Raw genomic sequence first — 19946 nt, forward strand, 5'->3', positions numbered from 1 at the left:
AGTACAAGAGCATCGCGCACGATCGAAGGAAGTGCCTTGTGGACGGGTGCGCGCCTACGAGGGCTCAGGGGGCGATGACGATCGGCTCCGGTTCCAGTTGCACGCCGAACCTCTCGCGCACGCCGTTCATGACCTGCTGCGCCAGCGCCCACAGCTGCGGGCCGGTGGCGTGGCCGTGGTTTACCAGCACCAGCGCGTGGCGGTTGGAAATGCCGGCGTCGCCTTCGCGCAGGCCCTTGAAGCCGGCGTGTTCGATCATCCAGGCGGCGGATAGCTTGCAGCGGCCGTCTGCCATCGGCCAGGCGGGCAGGTCGGGGTATTCGCTTTTCAGCGTGTCGGCGAGCGCGGCGTCGACGATGGGGTTCTTGAAGAAGCTGCCGGCGTTGCCGATGACGGCGGGGTCGGGGAGTTTTCTGGTGCGCAGGTGCACCACCGCTTCGGCGACGTGGAAGGGGGCGGGTTTGTCCACGCCCATGCGTGCCAGTTGTTCGTCGATGCCCGCATAGTCGGTGCGTAGCGCGCGGTGGCGCGGCAGCACGAAGCGCACGGCGGTGACGATGTAGCGGCCGGGCTCGTGCTTGAACAGCGAGTCGCGGTAGCCGAAGGCGCAGGTGGCGTGGTCGAGCGTGACCACGCAGCGCTCGCGGGTGTCCCAGGCTTCCACGCTTTCGACAAATTCGGCCACTTCGCAGCCGTAGGCGCCGATGTTCTGGATCGGCGCGGCGCCTACGGTGCCGGGAATCAGGATCAGGTTTTCCAGGCCGGCGTAGCCCTGGCCCAGGGTCCAGCGCACAAAATCGTCCCAGCGTTCGCCGGCGGCAACCGCGATGCGGGCGCTGTCGCCGTCGCTTTCCACCTGCACGCCGCGGGTGGCCATCACCAGCACGATGCCGTCGAAATCGCCGGTGAACAGCACGTTGCTGCCTTCGCCCAGCACCAGCAGGCGGCCGTTGCGCACGGCGGGGAAGTCGAGCAGCTCGGGCAGCTTGGCGGCGTCGTGGATCTCGGCCAGCAGCCGCGCCCGCGCATCGACGCGCAAGGTGTTGCGGTGGGTCAGCGGGGCGTTTTCGATCAGGGTGTAGCCGCCCATCTCTACTCGCTCCGCTGGCATGTCAATTCGCTCCGCTGGCATGTCGATGCGTCCGGCGTGACGTTCACTCGACATGCGCCGCCCCGCGCTGGCGGCGGATCTCGTCCACGCATTCGTTGACCAGCGTCGGCCCGCGGTAGATCAGCCCCGAATACAGCTGCACCAGCGAGGCGCCGGCGTCGAGCTTCTCGGCCGCGTCGCTGCCGTCGAGAATGCCGCCCACGCCGATCAACGGGATACGCCCCTGCAGACGCTTGTGCATGCCGGCCAGCACCGCGGTGGAGTGCGCGAACAGCGGCTTGCCGGACAGCCCGCCCGCCTCGCCGCCGTGCGGATCGTCGGCAACGGCACTGTGGTCGATGGTGGTGTTGCCGCAGATCACGCCGTCGATGCCGGTGTGCAGCAGCACCTCGGCGATGGCGTCCTGCTCGGCTTCGCCCAGGTCGGGCGCGATCTTCAGCAGCATGGGCTTGCGCTGGCCGTGTTGCGAACCCAGCCGCTCCTGCGCTTCACGCAACACGGCAATGAAGCGGCGCAGCGTGGCTTCCTGCTGCAGGTCGCGCAGGCCTTGCGTGTTCGGCGAGGAAATATTGATGGTGATGTAGCTGGCGAGCTCATAGACCTTGGTGAGGCAGAGCAGGTAGTCGCTGGCGGCCTTCTCGTTGGGCGTGTCCTTGTTCTTGCCGATGTTGATGCCGAGCACGCCGTGGTAGCTCGACGCACGCACGTTGCGGACCAGCGCATCGACGCCCTCGTTGTTGAAGCCCATGCGGTTGATGATGGCCTCGTGCTGCGGCAGCCGGAACATGCGCGGCTTCGGATTGCCCGGCTGCGGCCGTGGCGTGACCGTGCCCACTTCGATGAAACCGAAACCCAGCGTGTTCAGCGCATCGAGATGCTCGGCGTTCTTGTCCAGCCCCGCGGCCAGACCGACCGGGTTGGGGAAGCTGATGCCGAAGGCGGTGGTCGGCAGGTCGGCCGGCGGCCTGGCGATCCATTGCGCGAGGTTGCTGCGCTGGGCCACGCCCAGGGCATACAAGGTGGCGCGATGCGCGGTTTCGGCATCCAGCTTGAACAGCAGCGGGCGCAGGTAGTCGTACATGGGTTGAACCGGTTGGCCGCGGAGCGCGGGAGTCGTCGCGCCAGTTTATCGCGCCTCGCGGTTTGTTCAGCCGCTCAACATCTGGCCGCCGTCGACCACCAGGGTCCGGCCGGCGCCCGCGACCAGCACACGGTAGCCGGCGAAGTCGAAGGCGCTGGCGGATATCAGTGGGCGAGCCCGATCGAAAGACCGAGCATGATCGCGACCAGGAGATATGCCAGCAGGCAAACGCCCAGCACGATCTGTCCGTAGCCGAGCACGAGGCCGGTCATGGCCAGGCCACCGCCCTCCATGCCGCCTTGCGAACGACGGATCTCGCCGCGTGCCAGATGGCCGCACACGATGGCCACGATCGCACCCAGCAAGGGGAGCACGCACCAGGTGAGGACGCCAAAGACCAGGCTGACGACGGCCGTGGCACTGGTGGCGCGGCGGGCGGGAGGCGCTGCATTCATGGCATTGGTACTCGCTTCTTCGCTGTGGGCGGCATGACGCGCAGTGCTCCGGGGTTCCTGTGGGAAGCGAGCGGTTCCCTCGTCGACACTCCGCCGGCGTGGCCGCGAGGGAGCCTTTCCTATACCGTGAACTTGATGCCCTGCGCCAGCGGCAAAGCGTCGGAGTAGTTGATGGTATTGGTCTGGCGGCGCATGTACACCTTCCACGCGTCGGAGCCTGATTCGCGCCCGCCGCCGGTGTCCTTCTCGCCGCCGAACGCGCCGCCGATCTCCGCGCCCGAGGTGCCGATGTTGACGTTGGCGATGCCGCAATCGGAGCCGGCCGCCGACAGGTACTGCTCGGCCGCCTTCAGGTTCTGGGTGAAGATCGCCGAGGACAGCCCTTGCGGCACGCTGTTCTGCAGCTCGATCGCCTCGTCCAGGGTCTTGAACGGCATCACGTAGAGGATCGGTGCGAAGGTTTCGGTCTGCACCACCTCGTCGTCATTCTTCAGCCCGGTGATGATGGTGGGCAGCACGAAGTTGCCCTTGCGATCGGTGAGCGCCTTGCCGCCGGTGCGCACGTTGCCGCCGGCGGCCCTGGCCTTCTCGATCGCCGCCAGGTAGGCCTGCACGGCGTCGGGGCTGTTGAGCGGGCCCATCAAGGTGGTGGCCAGCGTGGGATCGCCAATCTTGCCCTCGACCTGGTGGTATGCCTTCACCAGCGCGTCGACCACGGTGTCGTGGATCGACTCGTGCACGAACAGCCGGCGCGTGCTGGTGCAGCGCTGGCCGGCGGTGCCCACCGCGCCGAACACGATCGCGGGGATCGCCAGCTTCAGCTCGGCGCTCTCGTCCAGGATGATGGCGTTGTTGCCGCCCAGCTCCAGCAGCGAGCGGCCCATGCGCCTGGCCACGCGCTCGCCGACCATGCGCCCCACCCTGGTGGAGCCGGTGAAGCTGATCAGCGGGATGCGCTTGTCATCGACGAACGTCTGCGCCAGCTCGGTGCCGGCGTCGTTGAACAGGAAGAAGATGTCGGGGAAACCACCGTCCTTCAGCGCCTCGTTGCAGATCCTGATCGTGGCGATGGCCGACAGCGGCGTCTTCGGCGACGGTTTCCAGATGCAGATGTCGCCGGCGATGGCCGCCAGCATGGCGTTCCACGCCCACACCGCCACGGGAAAGTTGAACGCGCTGATGATGCCGACCAGGCCCAGCGGGTGGTACTGGTCGTACATGCGGTGGCCGGGGCGCTCCGAATGCATGGTGTAGCCGTAGAGCATGCGGCTCTGGCCCACCGCGAAGTCGGCGATGTCGATCATCTCCTGCACTTCGCCGTCGCCCTCGGGCTTGATCTTGCCCATCTCCAACGCCACCAGCGAACCCAGTGCGTCCTTGTGCTTGCGCAGCGCCTCGCCGCACAGTCGCACGGCTTCGCCGCGCTGCGGCGCGGGCGTGGTGCGCCAGATCTTGAACGCAGCCTGGGCGCGCGCGATCAGCGTTTCGTAATCGGCGGCGCTGGAGGCGGGCACGCTGGCGATCACTTCACCGGTGGCCGGGTTGACGGGCTGCAGCGTGCCGGCGTCGGTCGTGGCCGACCATTCGCCCTGGCCCAGGTAGGTGCCGGACAAGGTCTGGTCGAGGCCGAGCGACTTCAGGATCGCATGGGACATGAGCGTCTCCATTGAATGGTTTAAAAAGAAACCATTCTAGCAGCTGGCCCCATGCAGGGCTTTGCGGGGCGTTCTTCGCGCCCTGGCGAATCCATGCGAAAATCGCCGTTCGCCCTCGTAGCTCAGCTGGATAGAGCGGCCCCCTCCTAAGGGGCAGGTCGGACGTTCGAATCGTCTCGGGGGCACCAGCATGCAATACGACGAAGGCCGGCAATGCCGGCCTTCGTCGTTGAGGGCATCGCTCCGCGACCGGATTATTTGGTGGCGCGGTCGAACTTGCGGATGAAGTCGCGCACCTGCGGGTACACCGTCTCGCGCCAGCGCCGGCCGCTGAAGATGCCGTAGTGGCCGGCACCCTCGATCACCTTGTGCGCGCGGCGTTTCGGCGGGATGCCGCTGCACAGGTCGTGGGCCGCCTGGGTCTGGCCCAGGCCGGAGATATCGTCCAGCTCGCCTTCGATCGTGAGCAGCGCGCTGCGCGTGATCGCCGCCGGGTTCACCCGCTCGCCGGCCACGTCCCACAGGCCGCGCGGAAGCAGGAACTGCTGGAACACGGTAGCGATGGTGTCCAGGTAGAACATGGCCGGCATGTCCAGCACGGCGTTGTATTCGTCGTAGAACTTGCGGTGCGAGGCGGCGTCTTCCTGGTCGCCGCGCAGCAGGTTCTGGTAGTAGTCCCAGTGCGAACTGAGGTGGCGGCTGGGGTTCATCGCGATGAACCCGGCATGCTGCAGGAAGCCCGGATAGACCTCGCGGCCATGGCCGGGATAGTTCGGTGGCACGGTCTGTACCACGTTGTTCTTGAACCACGACAGCGGCTGCGTGGTGGCCAGGTTGTTGACGCCGGTGGGGCTGCGGCGGGGGTCGATCGGGCCGCCCATCATGGTCAGGCTGAGCGGGGTGGCCTCGCCGCGCGCGGCCATCAGCGACACCGCCGCCAGCACCGGCACGGTGGGCTGGCATACCGAGATCACGTGCAGCTCGCGCGCGCCGATATGGCGGATGAATTCCTCGATATACGCCACGTAATCGTCGAGCCCGAAGCTGCCGGCCGCGGCGGGCACCATGCGCGCATCGACCCAGTCGGTGATGTAGACCTTGTGCTCGCGCAGCAGCGTGCGCACGGTATCGCGCAGCAACGTGGCGTGATGGCCGGACAGCGGCGCCACCACCAGTACCACCGGGTCGACCTTCATTTTCTCGATGGTGGCCGGGTCGTCGCTGAAGCGCTTGAAGCGCTTCAGCTGGCAGAACGGCTTGTCCAGCGCCACGCGCTCGATCACCGCGATCTCGTGCTCGTGGGCCAGCGCGCTGTGGATGCCGAATTCGGGCTTCTCGTAATCCTTGCCCAGGCGGTGGATCAGTTCGAAACCCGCCGCCATCCGCTGCACGCCCGGCCATTGCGACAGCGGGCTGGCGTGGTCGTTGAGCATGCGCGCGTTGGCCTGGGCGAAGTAGCTCAACGGGCCGAGAAACGAACGTTGCCATTCGTGGATTTGATAAAGCATGGGGCGTGGGTGCCTGCGACGAAAGGCGCCATCTTAGCGGTTTTGGCCGTTGCGTGCTGCGCCGCCGCAAAGTGGCAGCGGCCAGCCTAATCAATCACTTGGCGAGAACCGGCAGCGCAACAGCAGCTCGTCGACGCCTTCCGTATCGCCCATGCCGTCGCGCCATTGCAGGGGTTTCTGGAAGCGCACGCCCAGCGGCATGAACACGCGGTTGTACCACCACATGGCGCGCTGGCGCCGGTGTACCAGGAACCATTGGCCCAGCTCGAGCAGGCGCGACGATTTGGGCTGCATGCCGTACACCGCGCTCTGTTCGATGGTGAAGCCGTGCTGCGCCAGCAGCGCCTGGATATGGTCCGGCTCGTAGCGTCGGCAATGGCCCACGAATTCGTCGAACGCCGTCCAGGAATGCGGGTGCAGCGGTACCGACAGCAGCACCGTGGCGCCGGGCGCGGCCACGCGCGCCAGTTCGCGCAGCGCGCCCTCGTCGTCGGCCACGTGTTCCAGGATGTCCAGCGCGCACACCAGGTCGAAGCTGGCGCTGGCGCAGGGCAGCGCGCCGATCATGCCGTGGGCGGCGTTGGCGCCGCGCCGGCGCAACTGGCGCAGGGCAGCGTGGCTGAGATCGATGAAGCAGGTGTCCTCCAGCGGCAGGCGCGGGCGCAGGCCTGGCGCCACTTCCAGCCGGCGCGGCGCGGCGGCCGCCACTTCGCGCACCACTGGCCAGGTGTTGAAGCGTTGCGGTTCCATCAGGTGCGCATCGGCCCACAGCGATTCGTAGAAGCCGCGGTTGGCACGGATGAGCTCATCGTTGCTGCGGCTGTCGCGGGCGGGGCTTGGCATGGGCTGGTGGGGTCCTGCGCGGGCGGGCGACGGTGGAGGGTCAGTGCAGCGAGCGGATTTCGGTGCCGGCGACGATATCGTGCACGGCGCGGCGGCGCGGGTCGATCAAGGCGGGCAGGTACCAGATCGCCCACGTCGCCAGCACCACCCACAGCGCCAGCCGAAGCCCGATCCAGTGGGCCAGGCCGAGCAACAGCCACGGCGCCGCGGCCGCGGCCACGCGAACCAGCGACTGCGGCCACGACGGCGTGTCGCCCGCGGCATTGGTCAGGCGGATGCGCCACGGCCGCATGCCGATGGTCTGTCCGCCGCGCCGCCACGACGCCACGAAATACCCGCCCACGCAGGCCGCCTCGAACAGCGGAAACCACCACGCGCGCAGGTGCTGATGCTCGTCCAGCAGGTGCCCGCCGGTGACCAGCAGGCCCAGCATGTTGGCCACCAGCATGATCGCCAGCACGATCAGCAGGTCGTACACCAGCGCCGTCAATCGGCGCCACAGCGGACAGGGCGGGGCGGTGGGAAAGCTGCTGGACATCGGGTGGTCGCTTGCGTGTGGCGCGCGCAATGGCCAGCATCGAGCGCATGACGAAGAAAGAAAACCCGGCAAGTATCGCCGAAGCCGACCGCGCCGGTATTGCCGCGTTCCTGGAGCGGCTGTGGTCGGAGGATGGCCTGGCCGAGCGCACGCTGGAAGCCTATCGCCGCGACCTGCAGGCGCTGGCCGCGTGGCTGGGCGGGCGCGGGCGCCAGTTGCGCACGGCGCGGCGCGAGGACATTGCCGCCTATCACGCGTCCTGTGGTGGCGCGGTTCGCTCGATGGCGCGGCGGCAATCCACGTTTCGCCGCTACTACGCGGCGATCGCGCGTGACCAGCCGTCGTTCGTCGATCCCACCGCCCTGATCGAACGGCCGCGCCTGCCGCGCAGCCTGCCCAAGGCACTGGCCGAGCGCGAGATCGAGAACCTGCTGGCCGCGCCTGACGGGGCCACCACGCTGGGCCTGCGCGACCGCGCCATGCTGGAGCTGATGTACGCCTGCGGCCTGCGCGTATCGGAGCTGGTCGAGCTGCCGCTGGCCGGGTTCAACGCGCGCCAGGGCGTGTTGCGGGTGACCGGCAAGGGCGGCAAGGATCGGCTGGTGCCGGTGGGCGAGGTGGCGCTGGAGCACATCGGCCGTTACCTGGCCGATGCGCGCCCGCCACTGGCCGGCGCCCGCCAACCACCGGCGCTGTTCCTCAGCCAGCGCGGCACCGGCATGACCCGGCAGATGTTCTGGCTGCTGGTGAAACGCTACGCGGTGCAGGTGGGCATCAACCCCAGGCGCATCTCGCCGCACGTGCTGCGCCACTCCTTCGCCACCCACCTGCTCAACCACGGCGCCGACCTGCGCGCGCTGCAGATGCTGCTGGGCCACAGCTCGCTCAGCACCACCCAGATCTACACCCTGGTCGCCAAGGAAGGCCTGAAGCGCCTGCACGCGCAGCACCATCCGCGCGGATGAGCGTGCGCGGACCGGGCCGGTTCAGCGGACTATGCGAGAATTGGCGGTCATGCCCGGCCAGGCCGGATCGAACGAGGTCGTGATGTCGAAGAAATGGCTGCTGGCGATGTGCGCCGGCCTGCTGGTCACCAGCGCGGCGGCGATGGTTGCCGCCGGCGCGGCCGAACCGGCCCCGGCGAAGGTCACCCCCGCCGTCAACACCATGGTGCGGAACGCGCTGCAGACGCTGGCGCCCGGCGTGCAGGTGGATGCGGTGGAACCGGCAGCGCTGCCGGGCTTCTACCAGGTGATCGCCTCCGGCCAGCTGATGTACATCAGCACCGATGGCCGCTACCTGCTCAACGGCGACCTGATCGACCTGGCGCAGAAGAAGAACGTGAGCAACGCGGCCTGGGCGCGGTTCCGCAAGGCGGAACTGGCCAAGGTGCCCGCCTCGCAACGCATCGTGTTCGCGCCGGCGCACCCGAAATACACCGTCACCGTGTTCACCGACGTCAACTGCGGCTATTGCCGCGCGCTGCACGAGCACATTGCCGCCTTCAACAAGGCCGGCATCGCGGTGGAATACCTGGCCTGGCCCCGCGAAGGCGTGGCCAGCCTCTCGGGCAGGCCCACCGGCACCTACAGCGAAATGGCGTCGATATGGTGCTCGGCCGACCGCAAGGCGGCCTTTACCGCCGCCGTGACCGGCAAGGCACCGCCTGCGGCCACCTGCACCAACCCGGTGGCGGACCAGTACGACCTGGGCCTGAAGCTGGGCGTCAACGGCACGCCCACCATCGTCGGGCCCGACGGCCGCACCGTGGGCGGTTACGTCACTCCCGAACAGCTGCTGGTTGCGCTGCAGAAGGGCGGCTGAGCTGGCGGTAACGGAACACGTCCATCGACGTCATTCCAGCGAAAGCTGGGATCCAGCGCCTCGTTGGCCCCCTTGAAGGCACTGGGTTCCAGCTTTCGCTGGAATGACGGGCAAAGGCCAGGGAAACACCCCACGGCAGACCTCGGCCAGCAGGTCGGTTAGAATGGGCGTTTCCCCTCGCATAGCGCCGTTCCCCGCATGATCGCACTCGACGGGCAGAGCGCCCTCTCGCCGTTCCGCCTCGAACGCCTCAACGCCCGCCTGGATGCCCTGCATCATGGCGTGCGCGTGCAGGCGTCGTGGTTCGTCTATTTCATCGACGCCGACGCGGCGCCCGCGGGCGAGCTGCGCCAGCGCCTGCTGGCCGTGCTGGAAGCGAAGGACGCCGCGCCGGAGCCGGCTACGCTGTGGGTGGTGCCGCGGCTGGGCACGATTTCGCCGTGGTCGAGCAAGGCCACCGACATCCTGCATGGCGCGGGTTTCGGCGCCGACGTGCGGCGGGTGGAGCGTGGCATGGCATGGCGCATGGCCGGCCTGCCGGACGCCGGTGCGCCCGCTTACGAGGCGGTGATGGCGCTGTTGCACGATGCGATGACGCAATCGGTGTTGAGCCGTATCGAGGACGCGCACAGCCTGTTCCTGGGCGGCACGCCCGGCGATCTGCAGTACATCGCGCTGGGCGACGACGCGCGCGGCGCGCTGGCCGAGGCCAACAAGCGGCTGGGCCTGGCGCTGGCCGACGATGAGATCGACTACCTGGCCGACCGCTACGCCGAGCTGGGCCGCGACCCCACTGACGCCGAACTGTTCATGTTCGCCCAGGCCAACTCCGAGCACTGCCGGCACAAGGTGTTCAACGCCAGCTGGACGGTGGATGGCGAGGCGCAGGACAAGACCCTGTTCGGCATGATCAAGCACACCCACCAGCGCTCGCCCGCGCACACCTTGTCCGCGTACAGCGACAACGCGGCGGTGATCCAGGGCAGCAACGGCAAGCGCTTTTTCACCGACCCGGCCGACGGCGTGTGGCGTGGCGTGGAAGAGCGCATCGACTATGCGATCAAGGTGGAGACGCACAACCATCCCACCGCCATCGCGCCCTGGCCCGGCGCGGCCACCGGCGCCGGCGGCGAGATCCGCGACGAGGGCGCCACCGGCCGTGGCGGCAAGCCCAAGGCGGGGCTCACCGGTTTCTCGGTCTCCGACCTGCGTATCCCCGGCCACCCGCAGCCGTGGGAAGTGGAGCGCCCGCTGCCGCCGCGCATGGCCAGCGCGTTCGAGATCATGCGCGACGGCCCGCTGGGCGCGGCCGCGTTCAACAACGAATTCGGCCGCCCGTGCCTGGGCGGCTACTTCCGCAGCTACGAGCATGAAACCGGCGAAGCCGGCCTGCGCCGCGGCTACGACAAGCCGATCATGCTGGCCGGCGGCCTGGCCAACCTGCGCGCGGGCCACGTGCTGAAGCACGCGGTGCAGCCGGGCAACAAGGTGATCGTGCTGGGCGGTCCGGCGATGCTGATCGGCCTGGGCGGCGGCGCCGCGTCGTCGGTAGCCGGCGGCGCCTCCAGCGCGGAGCTGGATTTCGCCTCGGTGCAGCGCGACAACCCCGAGATGGAACGGCGCTGCCAGGAAGTGATCGACGCCTGCTGCGCGCTTGGCGACGCCAATCCCATCGTCAGCGTGCACGACGTGGGTGCGGGCGGCCTCTCCAACGCGATTCCCGAACTGCTCAACGACGCCGACGTGGGCGGCGTGATCGACCTGTCGAAAATCCCCTGCGACGATCCCTCGCTGTCGCCGATGCAGGTGTGGAGCAACGAGTCGCAGGAACGCTACGTACTGGCCATCGCGCCGGAAAACCTGGCGCGGTTCGAGGCCATGTGCATTCGCGAGCGCTGCCCGTACGCCGTCGTTGGCGACGCCACCGCCGAGCGCCAGCTGGTGCTGACCGATCCGCGTCGCGAGCTGACGGTCATCGACCTGCCGATGGACGTGCTGTTCGGCAAGCCGCCGCGCATGCATCGCGACGCCACCCGCATCAAGCCGCGCGTGGACCTGGTGCCCGACCTCACCGGCATCGGCATGGACGAGGCGCTGCTGCGCGTGCTTCGGCTGCCCGGCGTGGGTAGCAAGAGCTTCCTGATCACCATTGGCGACCGCACCGTGGGCGGCCTCAACGCGCGCGACCCGATGGTGGGCCCATGGCAGGTGCCGGTGGCCGATTGCGCGGTGACCATCGCCGACTTCGAGGGCTACGCGGGCGAGGCGATGGCGATGGCCGAACGCGCGCCGGTGGCCCTGCTCAGCAGCGCCGACGCCGCGCGGCTGGCGGTGGGCGAGGCGATCACCAACCTGGCCGCTGCGCCGATCGCGGATCTTGGCGAAGTGCGCCTGTCCGCCAACTGGATGGCCGCGGTGAACCATCCGGGCGAGGACGCCGCGCTGTTCGACGCGGTGAAGGCGGTGGGCATGGAGCTGTGCCCGGAGCTCGATATCTCCATCCCCGTGGGCAAGGATTCGCTCTCGATGCAGACCGTGTGGCAGGACGGCGACACACCGCAGCGCACGGTGTCGCCGGTGTCGCTGGTGATCACCGGCTTCGCCCGCGTGGGCGACGTGCGCCGCACGCTGACCCCGCAACTGAAGCTCGACCGCGGCCCTTCCTCATTGTGGCTGGTGGACCTGGGCGCCGGCCGCGACCGACTGGGCGGCTCCGCGCTGACCCAGGTGTTCAACCGCGGCGGCGGCGTGCCGCCGGATCTCGATGACGCCAAGCGCCTGCGCGCGCTGTTCGAGCTGGTGCAGGAGGCGAACGCCGCCGGCCTGCTGCTGGCCTATCACGACCGTTCCGACGGCGGCGTCATCGTCACCTTGCTGGAGATGGCCTTCGCCGGCCATTGCGGCCTGGAAATCCACCTGGACGGCTGGGCCGAAGCGGCCATGCGCGCGCTGTTCAACGAGGAGCTGGGTGCCGTGCTGCAGGTGGCCGACGCCAACCGCGAGGCGTTCGAGAGCCTGCTGGTGAAACACGACCTGGCCGGCTGCAGCCACCGGATTGGACGTCCAAAGGAAAAGCTGGGCATCAAGCTGTTCAACGGCAGCGACACCCTGTTCAAGTGGAACTGGAGCACGCTGTACGCGGCATGGAACGAAACCAGCCACGCCATGCAGCGCCTGCGCGACAACCCGCAGAGTGCCGATGCCGAGTTGGCCTGGCGGCTGGACGATGCCGACCCGGGCATCACCCCCAAGCTCACGTTCGACCCGGCGCAGGACGTGGCTGCGCCGTTCATTGCCAACGGCCAGCGGCCGCGCGTGGCGATCCTGCGCGAGCAGGGTGTCAACGGCCAGGTGGAGATGGCCGCGGCGTTCACCCGCGCCGGCTTCGACGCGGTGGACGTGCACATGTCCGACCTGGCCAGCGGCCGCATCAAGCTGGCCGACTTCCGCGGTTTCGCGGCGTGCGGCGGGTTCTCCTACGGCGACGTGCTGGGCGCGGGCCGCGGCTGGGCCACCTCGATCCTCTACAACGACGTGCTGCGCGAGCAGTTCGCCGCGTTCTTCGCCGACGAGACGAAGTTCGCGCTGGGCGTGTGCAACGGCTGCCAGATGCTGTCGCAGCTGAAGGAGATCATCCCCGGCGCGCAGCATTGGCCGAAGTTCCTGCGCAACGCGTCGGAGCAGTACGAGTCGCGCGTGGCCACGCTGGAGATCCTCGACTCGCCCAGCCTGTTCTTCAAGGGCATGACGGGCTCGCGGATTCCCGTGGCGGTGGCGCATGGCGAGGGCCGGGTGAGTTTTCCGCAGGTGTGCAGCCCGTCCAAGTCGCACGGCGCGGTGCGCTTCGTGGACAACCGCGGCAAGCCCACCGAGAACTTCCCGCTCAACACCAACGGTTCGCCCGGCGGCCTGGCCGGGTTCACCGCCGCCGATGGCCGCGTGACCATCCTGATGCCGCATCCGGAGCGCGTTTTCCGCAGCGTGCAGATGAGCTGGCATCCGGAAAACTGGGGTGAGGATTCGCCGTGGATGCGCATGTTCCGCAACGCCCGCGTGTGGTGCGGCTGATCGTTCCGCCGCCCCAAGAACGCCACTGAGCCATGGCCCGGTGGCGCCTACTCGAGCGGCATGCCGTGCTGCCCATGCTGGCCTGGCTGGGGGTGCTGGCGCTGTTGCCGTGGTGGCTGGGCCTGCCGTTGCTGCTGGCCATGGCGTTCGTGCTGCTGCTGCCGGCGCCATGGCCGGTCGAGCACGCCCGGCTGCTGCGGCGCGGGTTGCGCTGGGGCCTGCCGGGCGTGATGTTCGCGCTGCAGCGGGCGCTGGGCGGCGGGCCCTTCGGCCTGGGCGCCGCATTGCTGGGGGCGCTGGCCGGCTACACCCTGATCGCGGGACTGGAGGCCTGGCTGGACCGCGACCTGCGCCGCGCGCCCGCCGGCACCACCAGCGATGCGGAGTGGCCCGAGCTGGCCCGCGCACCGATCGGGCCGCCCGCGCGCATCATCGAGCTGCGTCCACCCCAGTGGCAGCCCGCGACGGCCGAGTTCGCCGATCCGCGCGGCGGCACGGTGCAGTGGCGCGCGGGCAGCTACCGGTTCGCCGATGGCCTGCAGCTGGACGGTGGCGACCGGTTCGATTTCAGTCCGCAAGGCCGCTGGTTTGCCGCCCGCCCCGAAAGCGGCCGCCGCCTGGTGCTCTACGACCGCGATCATCGTCGCTGCCACCGCCTGCGCGGCTGGCGCTTGTGCGGCTGGGACGGCGAGCACCCCTGGCTGCAGCGACGCGAAGGCGACATGCCGCTGCCGCTGGACCATGTGGCCGGCGCCCGCAGGCGGCGGTAGGAGCGCATCCTGCGCGCGATGGCTCTTCGTACATAACGAAAAAGCATCGCGCACAGGGTGCGCTCCTACACAGCTTGGATTGGCTCGCGCATACTTGCGCCGGTGAATTCCCCGTCTTCTTCCATCACCGCGCCGGCGGTCAGCATCATCGTGGTGTCGGCCGACAGTGGCCCGTCGCTGCGCGAGGGTGTGCGCGAGGTGCTGGCTGGCACCTTGCCGCTGGAACTGATCCTGATCGACAACGCCTCCACCGACGGCGTGCCGCAGGCGATCGCCGAGGCGCACGCCGGTGACGCGCGGCTGCGGCTGATCGAGAACCGCGCGAACCTGGGTTTCGGGCCGGCGGTGAATCGCGCCGCTGCACAGGCGCGCGGCGAAACCGTGCTGGTGCTGAACCCCGATTGCCTGCTGCGCGAAACGGCGCTGCAGCGCCTGCTCGACATCCTCGAGGCGCATCCGCGCGCCGGCCTGGTCGGCGCGGTGGTGTGCGATGCCGATGGACGGCCCGATCCGGCCTCGTTCCGCCGCGACCCGCTGCTGCGGCGCGCGCTCACCAGCCTGTTCGGTGGCGCCGGTGAAGGCGTGGCGATCGACGGCGCCATTCCCGAGCAAGTGGTGGAAGCCGAGGCCGTCTCCGGCGCGGTGATGCTGCTGCCGCGCGGCGTTTTCGAGCAACTGCACGGTTTTGACGAAGGCTATTTCCTGCATTGCGAGGACCTGGACCTGTGCCGCCGCGTGCGCGATGCCGGCTACCAGGTGCTGCTCGCCGGCGATGTGCGTGTGCCCCATGGCAAGGGCAGTTCCAGCCGGCACCGGCCGGTGTTCGTCAGCCGCTACAAGCACCGCGGCATGTGGCGCTGGTTTCGCAAGTTCGACCCGGCCGCGCGCAACCCGCTGCTGGCGGCGGCGGTGTGGTGCGGCATCTGGGCGCACTTCCTGTTGCTGGTGCCGGGGCAGTGGCTTGGAGCGAGAAGCGAGGGGAGAGAAGTGAGAAGTGAGAAGTGAGAAGTGAGAAGTGAGAAGTGAGAAGTGAGAAGTGAGAAGTGAGAAGTGAGAAGTGAGAAGTGAGAAGTGAGAAAAGGCAACGCCGCGCCGGCTCGCTTTCTCTCACTCCTCACTCCTCACTCCTCACTCCTCTTCACTCACTCCTGACCCCCGAGCCCCGCGTCCCGATCATGCGCACGCCCACCACCCTCGCCACCCTCGGCCTGCTGGCGATGACCGCCGTCTGGGGTTCCACCTTCGTGCTGATCAAGGACGTGGTGGGGCGCATGCCGGTGGCCGATTTCCTGGCGGTGCGCTTTCTGATCGGCGCGGTGGTGATGGTGGTGCTCTTTGCGCGGCCGGTGTGGCGGCTTGGCCGGCGACAGCTGGTGCGCGGTTTGTTGCTGGGCGCGCTCTACGGCGTGGGGCAGTTGCTGCAGACCTGGGGATTGGCCTTGATCGCGCCCAGCGTCAGCGGTTTTGTCACCGGCATGTATGTGGTGTTCACGCCGATCCTGGCGATGGTGTTGCTGCGCCGGCGCATGCCTGCCGTGACGTGGCTGGCGGTGGCCTTGTCCACGACGGGGCTGGCGCTGCTGTCGCTCAACGGCTTGGCGGTGGATATGGGCGTGTGGCTGACGCTGGCCTCGGCCATGGTGTATGCGCTGCATATCGTGGGGCTGGGCCAGTGGTCGCGGTCGGACGACGCGTTCGGCATGTCGGCAGTGCAGATGCTGGCGATCGCCGCGGTGTGCCTGCTGGCCACCGCGCCGCACGGCCCGGTATGGCCGCCTGATCGCAGCGCCTGGCTGGCGATCCTCTACATGGCGTTGATCGCCGGCGCCGGCGCGTTGCTGGTGCAGACCTGGGCGCAGTCCCACCTGTCCGCCACCCGCACCGCCATCGTGATGACCACCGAGCCGGTGTTCGCCGCCGCGTTCGCGGTGCTGTTCGGCAGCGACGTGCTCAGCTGGCGCATGCTGGCCGGCGGCGCCCTGGTGCTGGCGGCAATGTACCTGGTGGAGCTGCTGCCGCAGCGACGCGATACGGTTGGCGCCGTGCAGGCCGAAGCCATCCACCACGAGGTGTAGGAGCGCACCCTGTGCGCGATGCTTTTCGTGACCTCACGGGAGCATCGCGCACAGGGTGCGCTCCTACACGCGGTTTCCGTGGCGCGGCTGCAGGGCGATACGCACCAGGTACACGATGATCGCCACATTGCCGACCAGGGTGGCCAGCTTCAGCCAGCCGAAACCGTGCAGTGTTTCGTACAACTCCAACGGAATCAACGAGCCGGTGGCGATCACGGTGAACCATTCCGCCCAGTGCCGGCCCAGCCACAAGCCGATGCCCTCGACGCCGAACAGCACCGCGTAACCCGACGCCACCGCCCCGACGGCCACGAATTTGCTGGGGCCGAACGCCACCAGCACGCCCACCAGTTTCCAGCGCAAGCCATTGCTGTCGGCCAGCGAGAGATGTTCCAGCCAGTGCACGAGGTGCTCGAAGTTGCGCTGGTGGTCCAGCTGGAACGCCGCCACCGCCACCAGCAGCAGGCAGACGGTCTTGACGACCTCGTAGACCGCGATGATGCGCAGTCCGGGATGGGGTTGCGGCGGGGCGGGTTTCGGCGTGGAAGGGAGGCCGATTTCGGTGGGGGACATGGCGGCATCGCGCAGACAAGCCGCCTATTGTCCTCGTTTCGCGCCGGTTGACCAATGCGCACCTGCACGGCGCGGTTGGAAGAGTCAGCAACAGCGGCCGCCGCCGCCCCGGTAGCGCGCCTCCTGCCGCTCGCGGAAGAACTCGCCGTAGCTGGGCACCGTGCGCTCGGGATGATGCTGGCGCAGGTGCCTAACGTAAGCATCGTAGTCGGGGATGCCGCAGCACAGGCGGGCGGTCTGTACCGCCCACCGGCGCAGGGCGTGCAGCGTGGCGGCGATCATGGCGCCACGCTGCCCAGGGCCACGTAGGGCTCTTCGTGCGCGGTCGGATGGTTGGCCTGCCAGCCGCGGATCAGCGCGCGCAGGCAAAAGCCCACCATCACCACGATCAGCAGCATGAACAGCCCGGTGAGCGCCATGTCCACGTAGTTGTTGGTGACGATCTGTTGCATCGCGGCCGGGGTCTTGGCCGGCGCCAGCAACTGCCCTTGCTGCAGGGCTGCGTTGTACTTGTTGGCGGCGGCGGTGAAGCTGATCGGGCCGACCAGCTTCTGGTAGCCGGCCGTCAGCGTGCACACGATCAGCCACAGCGCCGGGATGCCGGGCACCCACACGTAGCGCTCGCGCTTGAGTTTCACCACCACCACGGTAGCCAGCATCAGCGCGATCGCGGCGAGCATCTGGTTGGCGATGCCGAACAGGGGCCACAGCGTATTGATGCCGCCCAGCGGATCGACCGCGCCCTGGTACAGGAAATAGCCCCACAGGAACACGCAGATCGCCGTGGCCAGCAGGTTGCCGGCCCACGAGTCGGTTTCCTGCAGCGGCTTGTGGATCAGGCCGGCGATCTCCTGGATCATGAAGCGGCCCACGCGGGTGCCGGCGTCCACCGTGGTGAGGATGAACAATGCCTCGAACAGGATCGCGTAGTGGTACCAGAACGCCATCATGCCGCCGCCGGGCAGGATGTTGTGCAGCAGCTGGGCCATGCCCACGGCCAGCGTCGGTGCACCGCCGGCGCGACTGAGGACGCTGTTCTCGCCGATGTCCTGCGCCGTCTTGATCAACTCGTCCGGGGTGACCACGAAGCCCCACTGGCTGATCGCGGTGGCCGCTTCCTGCACCGTGGTGCCGATGATGGCGCTGGGCGAGTTCATCGCGAAGTACACGCCCGGGTGCAGGTAGGCGGCGGCGATCAGCGCCATGACCGCCACGAAGGCCTCGCACAGCATGCCGCCGTAGCCGACCATGCGCGCCTGGCCCTCGTTGGCCAGCAGCTTGGGCGTGGTGCCGGAGGCGATGATCGAATGCCAGCCGGACACCGCGCCGCAGGCGATGGTGATGAACAGGAACGGGAACAGGTTGCCGGCGAACACCGGGCCGGTGCCGTCGATGAAGCGGGTCACGGCGGGCATCTGCAGATCCGGCGCGGCGATCAGGATGGCCAGCGCCAGCAGCGCGATGGTGCCGATCTTCAGGAAGGTGGAAAGGTAGTCGCGCGGCGCCAGCAGCAGCCACACCGGCAGCACCGAGGCGACGAAACCGTAGCCGATCAGCCACCAGGCCAGCGCCTTGGCGTCCATGTCGAACAGCGGCGCCAGCGTGGCCGAGTCGGCCACGTACTTGCCGGCCCAGATCGAAACCAGCAGCAGCACCAGGCCGATGATCGACACTTCAAGAATGCGCCCCGGCCGGAACCAGCGCATGTAGCCGCCCATCAGGAACGCGATCGGGATGGTGGCGGCCACGGTGAACGTGCCCCACGGGCTGTGCGTCAGCGCCTTGACCACCACCAGCGCCAGCACCGCCAGCACGATCATCATCAACACCAGCACGCCGATCATCGCCACGATGCCGGGCACCGGGCCCAGCTCCTCGCGCAGCATGTGGCCCAGCGAACGCGCATCGCGGCGCAGCGACAGGCCGAGGATCATGAAGTCCTGCACCGCGCCGGCAAACACCACGCCGAACAGGATCCACAAGGTGCCCGGCAGGTAGCCCATCTGCGCGGCCAGCACCGGGCCCACCAGCGGGCCGGCGCCGGCGATGGCGGCGAAATGGTGGCCGAACACCACCCATTTGTCGGTCGGCACGTAGTCGAGGCCGTCGTTGCGCAGCACCGACGGCGGCGCGCGGGTGGGGTCCAGCCGCAGCACCGAATGTTCGACGAACTTGCCGTAGAAGCGGTAGCCGATCGCAAAAATCGCCGTCGCCGCGGCCACCAGCCAGATCGCATTGATCGGCTCGCCCCGTCTCAATGCCACCACGCCCAGGCAGAAAGCGCCGACGATGGCGATGGCGGCCCAGACAATCCTGCTGGCGGCACTCGGCGGGGGAACGGTGGCTTGCATCGGCGACATGGCGGCTTCTCCTCGGCAATACGACAAGACTCCGCCTGGCCACCGCGCCGGTCAATGGGCAGGGCCGCCGGCGGCATTAGCCATTGGTCGAATGGCCCTGGCGCCGGGTGGCGATTTTCCGGGGGCTTGCATTGCGTACACGCAGGCCACAGACAATGCACGACGGACGAGACACGAGGCCCCGCATGATTCGCGAAATCCTGAAAATGGGCGACCCCCGGCTGCTGCGCGTCGCCCCGGCCGTACCCACGTCGATGCTGGGCAGCGCGGAGCTCGATGCGCTGATCGCCGACATGTTCGAGACCATGCACGATGCCGGCGGCGTCGGCCTGGCCGCGCCGCAGATCGGCGTCGACCTGCAGCTGGTGATCTTCGGCTTCGACCGCAACGAGCGCTACCCCGACGCCCCGGCGGTGCCGCGCACGATCCTGCTCAACCCGCTGATCACGCCGCTGTCCCAGGACATGGAAGAGGGCTGGGAAGGCTGCCTGTCGGTCCCCGGCCTGCGCGGCGCCGTCAGCCGTTATTCGCTCATCCGCTACCAGGGCATCGACCCGCAGGGCGTGCGCATCGACCGCCGCGCCGAGGGCTTCCACGCCCGCGTGGTGCAACACGAATGCGACCACCTGATCGGCCGCCTGTACCCCTCGCGCATCACCGACTTCAGCAAGTTCGGCTACACCGACGTGCTGTTTCCGGGGCAGGACCTGGGCGACGACTGATGAAAGCGATGTGGAACGACACCGTACTCGCCGATGGCGACGACACCGTCGTGGTCGAGGGCAATCACTACTTTCCCGCGGCGTCATTGCGACGGGAGCATTTCCGCGAAAGCGATCATCACAGTGTGTGTCCGTGGAAGGGCACCGCCAGCTACTTCGACGTGGTGGTCGGTGACGCGGTGAATGCCCAGGCCGCGTGGTATTACCCGCAACCGAAGCAAGCCGCGGCGCAGATCGCCGGCCGGGTGGCGTTCTGGAAAGGAGTGCGCGTCGTCGATTGACGGCGGTCAGCGCGGCGTCTCCATGCGGCAGCAACACATCACGCTGACCGCACCTCGACATCCGCAGGCGCAGGCTGGGCAG

18 protein-coding genes and 1 tRNA gene are annotated in these 19946 nt (G+C 68.4%); 9 read left to right on the forward strand and 10 right to left on the reverse strand.

What is annotated here, in order from left to right; all coding sequences use genetic code 11:
* Window positions 1-64: 64 nt before the first annotated feature.
* From murB to amaB, 4 genes are all read right to left on the reverse strand, one after another.
* On the reverse strand, window positions 65-1090 hold the full coding sequence (gene murB / locus ABD017_RS00420; protein ID WP_343879102.1) for a UDP-N-acetylmuramate dehydrogenase: 1026 nt from the start codon (window positions 1088-1090) through the stop codon (window positions 65-67).
* 64 nt (window positions 1091-1154) lie between these two features.
* Window positions 1155-2192, reverse strand: a complete 1038-nt coding sequence (locus tag ABD017_RS00425; protein WP_343879104.1) for a quinone-dependent dihydroorotate dehydrogenase — start codon at window positions 2190-2192, stop codon at window positions 1155-1157.
* A 164-nt stretch (window positions 2193-2356) separates the two neighbouring features.
* Window positions 2357-2647, reverse strand: a complete 291-nt coding sequence (locus tag ABD017_RS00430; protein WP_343879106.1) for a DUF4190 domain-containing protein — start codon at window positions 2645-2647, stop codon at window positions 2357-2359.
* 119 nt (window positions 2648-2766) lie between these two features.
* Window positions 2767-4302, reverse strand: a complete 1536-nt coding sequence (gene amaB / locus ABD017_RS00435) for an L-piperidine-6-carboxylate dehydrogenase (RefSeq protein ID WP_343879108.1) — start codon at window positions 4300-4302, stop codon at window positions 2767-2769.
* A 111-nt stretch (window positions 4303-4413) separates the two neighbouring features.
* Between amaB and ABD017_RS00440 the strand changes: the two genes are divergently transcribed.
* Window positions 4414-4490, forward strand: a tRNA-Arg gene (locus ABD017_RS00440).
* A 66-nt stretch (window positions 4491-4556) separates the two neighbouring features.
* Here the strand turns inward: ABD017_RS00440 and ABD017_RS00445 are convergent.
* From ABD017_RS00445 to ABD017_RS00455, 3 genes are all read right to left on the reverse strand, one after another.
* Window positions 4557-5810 (reverse strand): polyhydroxyalkanoate depolymerase, encoded by a 1254-nt coding sequence (locus ABD017_RS00445; protein ID WP_343879110.1) that lies wholly within the window; start codon window positions 5808-5810, stop codon window positions 4557-4559.
* Window positions 5811-5900: 90 nt separating this feature from the next.
* On the reverse strand, window positions 5901-6653 hold the full coding sequence (locus ABD017_RS00450) for a class I SAM-dependent methyltransferase (protein ID WP_343879112.1): 753 nt from the start codon (window positions 6651-6653) through the stop codon (window positions 5901-5903).
* A gap of 40 nt (window positions 6654-6693) precedes the next feature.
* Complete coding sequence (locus ABD017_RS00455) at window positions 6694-7191, reverse strand: RDD family protein (RefSeq protein ID WP_343879114.1); 498 nt, start codon at window positions 7189-7191, stop codon at window positions 6694-6696.
* Window positions 7192-7238: 47 nt separating this feature from the next.
* On the opposite strand from ABD017_RS00455, the gene xerD reads away from it, so the two are divergent.
* From xerD to ABD017_RS00485, 6 genes are all read left to right on the forward strand, one after another.
* Window positions 7239-8156, forward strand: a complete 918-nt coding sequence (xerD, locus tag ABD017_RS00460; RefSeq protein ID WP_343879116.1) for a site-specific tyrosine recombinase XerD — start codon at window positions 7239-7241, stop codon at window positions 8154-8156.
* An 82-nt stretch (window positions 8157-8238) separates the two neighbouring features.
* The gene (locus ABD017_RS00465; RefSeq protein ID WP_343879118.1) at window positions 8239-9015 is read left to right on the forward strand and encodes a DsbC family protein; all 777 of its coding nucleotides are present in this window, start codon (window positions 8239-8241) and stop codon (window positions 9013-9015) included.
* A 198-nt stretch (window positions 9016-9213) separates the two neighbouring features.
* Complete coding sequence (gene purL / locus ABD017_RS00470; protein ID WP_343879120.1) at window positions 9214-13083, forward strand: phosphoribosylformylglycinamidine synthase; 3870 nt, start codon at window positions 9214-9216, stop codon at window positions 13081-13083.
* 32 nt (window positions 13084-13115) lie between these two features.
* On the forward strand, window positions 13116-13853 hold the full coding sequence (locus tag ABD017_RS00475; RefSeq protein ID WP_343879122.1) for a hypothetical protein: 738 nt from the start codon (window positions 13116-13118) through the stop codon (window positions 13851-13853).
* 102 nt (window positions 13854-13955) lie between these two features.
* On the forward strand, window positions 13956-14858 hold the full coding sequence (locus ABD017_RS00480; protein ID WP_343879124.1) for a glycosyltransferase family 2 protein: 903 nt from the start codon (window positions 13956-13958) through the stop codon (window positions 14856-14858).
* A 170-nt stretch (window positions 14859-15028) separates the two neighbouring features.
* Window positions 15029-15928: a DMT family transporter gene (locus ABD017_RS00485; RefSeq protein WP_343879126.1), complete on the forward strand. Its 900-nt coding sequence runs from the start codon at window positions 15029-15031 to the stop codon at window positions 15926-15928.
* 63 nt (window positions 15929-15991) lie between these two features.
* Here the strand turns inward: ABD017_RS00485 and ABD017_RS00490 are convergent, their stop codons facing one another.
* The 3 genes from ABD017_RS00490 to ABD017_RS00500 all read right to left on the reverse strand — a co-directional run bounded on the left by ABD017_RS00490 (window position 15992) and on the right by ABD017_RS00500 (window position 18852).
* A complete protein-coding gene (locus ABD017_RS00490) occupies window positions 15992-16501 on the reverse strand; it encodes a DUF2127 domain-containing protein (RefSeq protein WP_343879128.1) in 510 nt (169 codons plus the stop codon).
* Window positions 16502-16585: 84 nt separating this feature from the next.
* Window positions 16586-16783: a YbdD/YjiX family protein gene (locus tag ABD017_RS00495; RefSeq protein ID WP_343879130.1), complete on the reverse strand. Its 198-nt coding sequence runs from the start codon at window positions 16781-16783 to the stop codon at window positions 16586-16588.
* Window positions 16780-18852 (reverse strand): carbon starvation CstA family protein, encoded by a 2073-nt coding sequence (locus ABD017_RS00500; protein WP_343880599.1) that lies wholly within the window; start codon window positions 18850-18852, stop codon window positions 16780-16782. Before ABD017_RS00500 ends, ABD017_RS00495 begins: the two co-directional genes overlap by 4 nt.
* Window positions 18853-19046: 194 nt before the next feature.
* On the opposite strand from ABD017_RS00500, the gene def reads away from it, so the two are divergent.
* Together def and ABD017_RS00510 are read left to right on the forward strand one after the other, a co-directional pair.
* Window positions 19047-19583 (forward strand): peptide deformylase, encoded by a 537-nt coding sequence (gene def, locus ABD017_RS00505; RefSeq protein ID WP_343879132.1) that lies wholly within the window; start codon window positions 19047-19049, stop codon window positions 19581-19583.
* The gene (locus ABD017_RS00510) at window positions 19583-19864 is read left to right on the forward strand and encodes a DUF427 domain-containing protein (protein ID WP_343879134.1); all 282 of its coding nucleotides are present in this window, start codon (window positions 19583-19585) and stop codon (window positions 19862-19864) included. Before def ends, ABD017_RS00510 begins: the two co-directional genes overlap by 1 nt.
* Window positions 19865-19946 lie beyond the last annotated feature (82 nt).

Origin of the sequence: Rhodanobacter caeni (assembly GCF_039523575.1) — a bacterium.
Classification (GTDB): Bacteria; Pseudomonadota; Gammaproteobacteria; order Xanthomonadales; family Rhodanobacteraceae; genus Rhodanobacter; species Rhodanobacter caeni.

Bases quoted from the DNA above. Each gene is read 5' to 3' on its own strand.
- ABD017_RS00500 (WP_343880599.1), bottom strand. From the start codon at position 18,852: ATGCAAGCCACCGTTCCCCCGCCGAGTGCCGCCAGCAGGATTGTCTGG.
- purL (WP_343879120.1), top strand. From the start codon at position 9,214: ATGATCGCACTCGACGGGCAGAGCGCCCTCTCGCCGTTCCGCCTCGAA.
- xerD (WP_343879116.1), top strand. From the start codon at position 7,239: ATGACGAAGAAAGAAAACCCGGCAAGTATCGCCGAAGCCGACCGCGCC.
- ABD017_RS00455 (WP_343879114.1), bottom strand. From the start codon at position 7,191: ATGTCCAGCAGCTTTCCCACCGCCCCGCCCTGTCCGCTGTGGCGCCGA.
- def (WP_343879132.1), top strand. From the start codon at position 19,047: ATGATTCGCGAAATCCTGAAAATGGGCGACCCCCGGCTGCTGCGCGTC.
- ABD017_RS00475 (WP_343879122.1), top strand. From the start codon at position 13,116: ATGGCCCGGTGGCGCCTACTCGAGCGGCATGCCGTGCTGCCCATGCTG.
- amaB (WP_343879108.1), bottom strand. From the start codon at position 4,302: ATGTCCCATGCGATCCTGAAGTCGCTCGGCCTCGACCAGACCTTGTCC.
- ABD017_RS00465 (WP_343879118.1), top strand. From the start codon at position 8,239: ATGTCGAAGAAATGGCTGCTGGCGATGTGCGCCGGCCTGCTGGTCACC.
- ABD017_RS00445 (WP_343879110.1), bottom strand. From the start codon at position 5,810: ATGCTTTATCAAATCCACGAATGGCAACGTTCGTTTCTCGGCCCGTTG.
- ABD017_RS00485 (WP_343879126.1), top strand. From the start codon at position 15,029: ATGCGCACGCCCACCACCCTCGCCACCCTCGGCCTGCTGGCGATGACC.
- murB (WP_343879102.1), bottom strand. From the start codon at position 1,090: ATGGGCGGCTACACCCTGATCGAAAACGCCCCGCTGACCCACCGCAAC.
- ABD017_RS00425 (WP_343879104.1), bottom strand. From the start codon at position 2,192: ATGTACGACTACCTGCGCCCGCTGCTGTTCAAGCTGGATGCCGAAACC.
- ABD017_RS00430 (WP_343879106.1), bottom strand. From the start codon at position 2,647: ATGAATGCAGCGCCTCCCGCCCGCCGCGCCACCAGTGCCACGGCCGTC.
- ABD017_RS00450 (WP_343879112.1), bottom strand. From the start codon at position 6,653: ATGCCAAGCCCCGCCCGCGACAGCCGCAGCAACGATGAGCTCATCCGT.
- ABD017_RS00510 (WP_343879134.1), top strand. From the start codon at position 19,583: ATGAAAGCGATGTGGAACGACACCGTACTCGCCGATGGCGACGACACC.
- ABD017_RS00495 (WP_343879130.1), bottom strand. From the start codon at position 16,783: ATGATCGCCGCCACGCTGCACGCCCTGCGCCGGTGGGCGGTACAGACC.
- ABD017_RS00490 (WP_343879128.1), bottom strand. From the start codon at position 16,501: ATGTCCCCCACCGAAATCGGCCTCCCTTCCACGCCGAAACCCGCCCCG.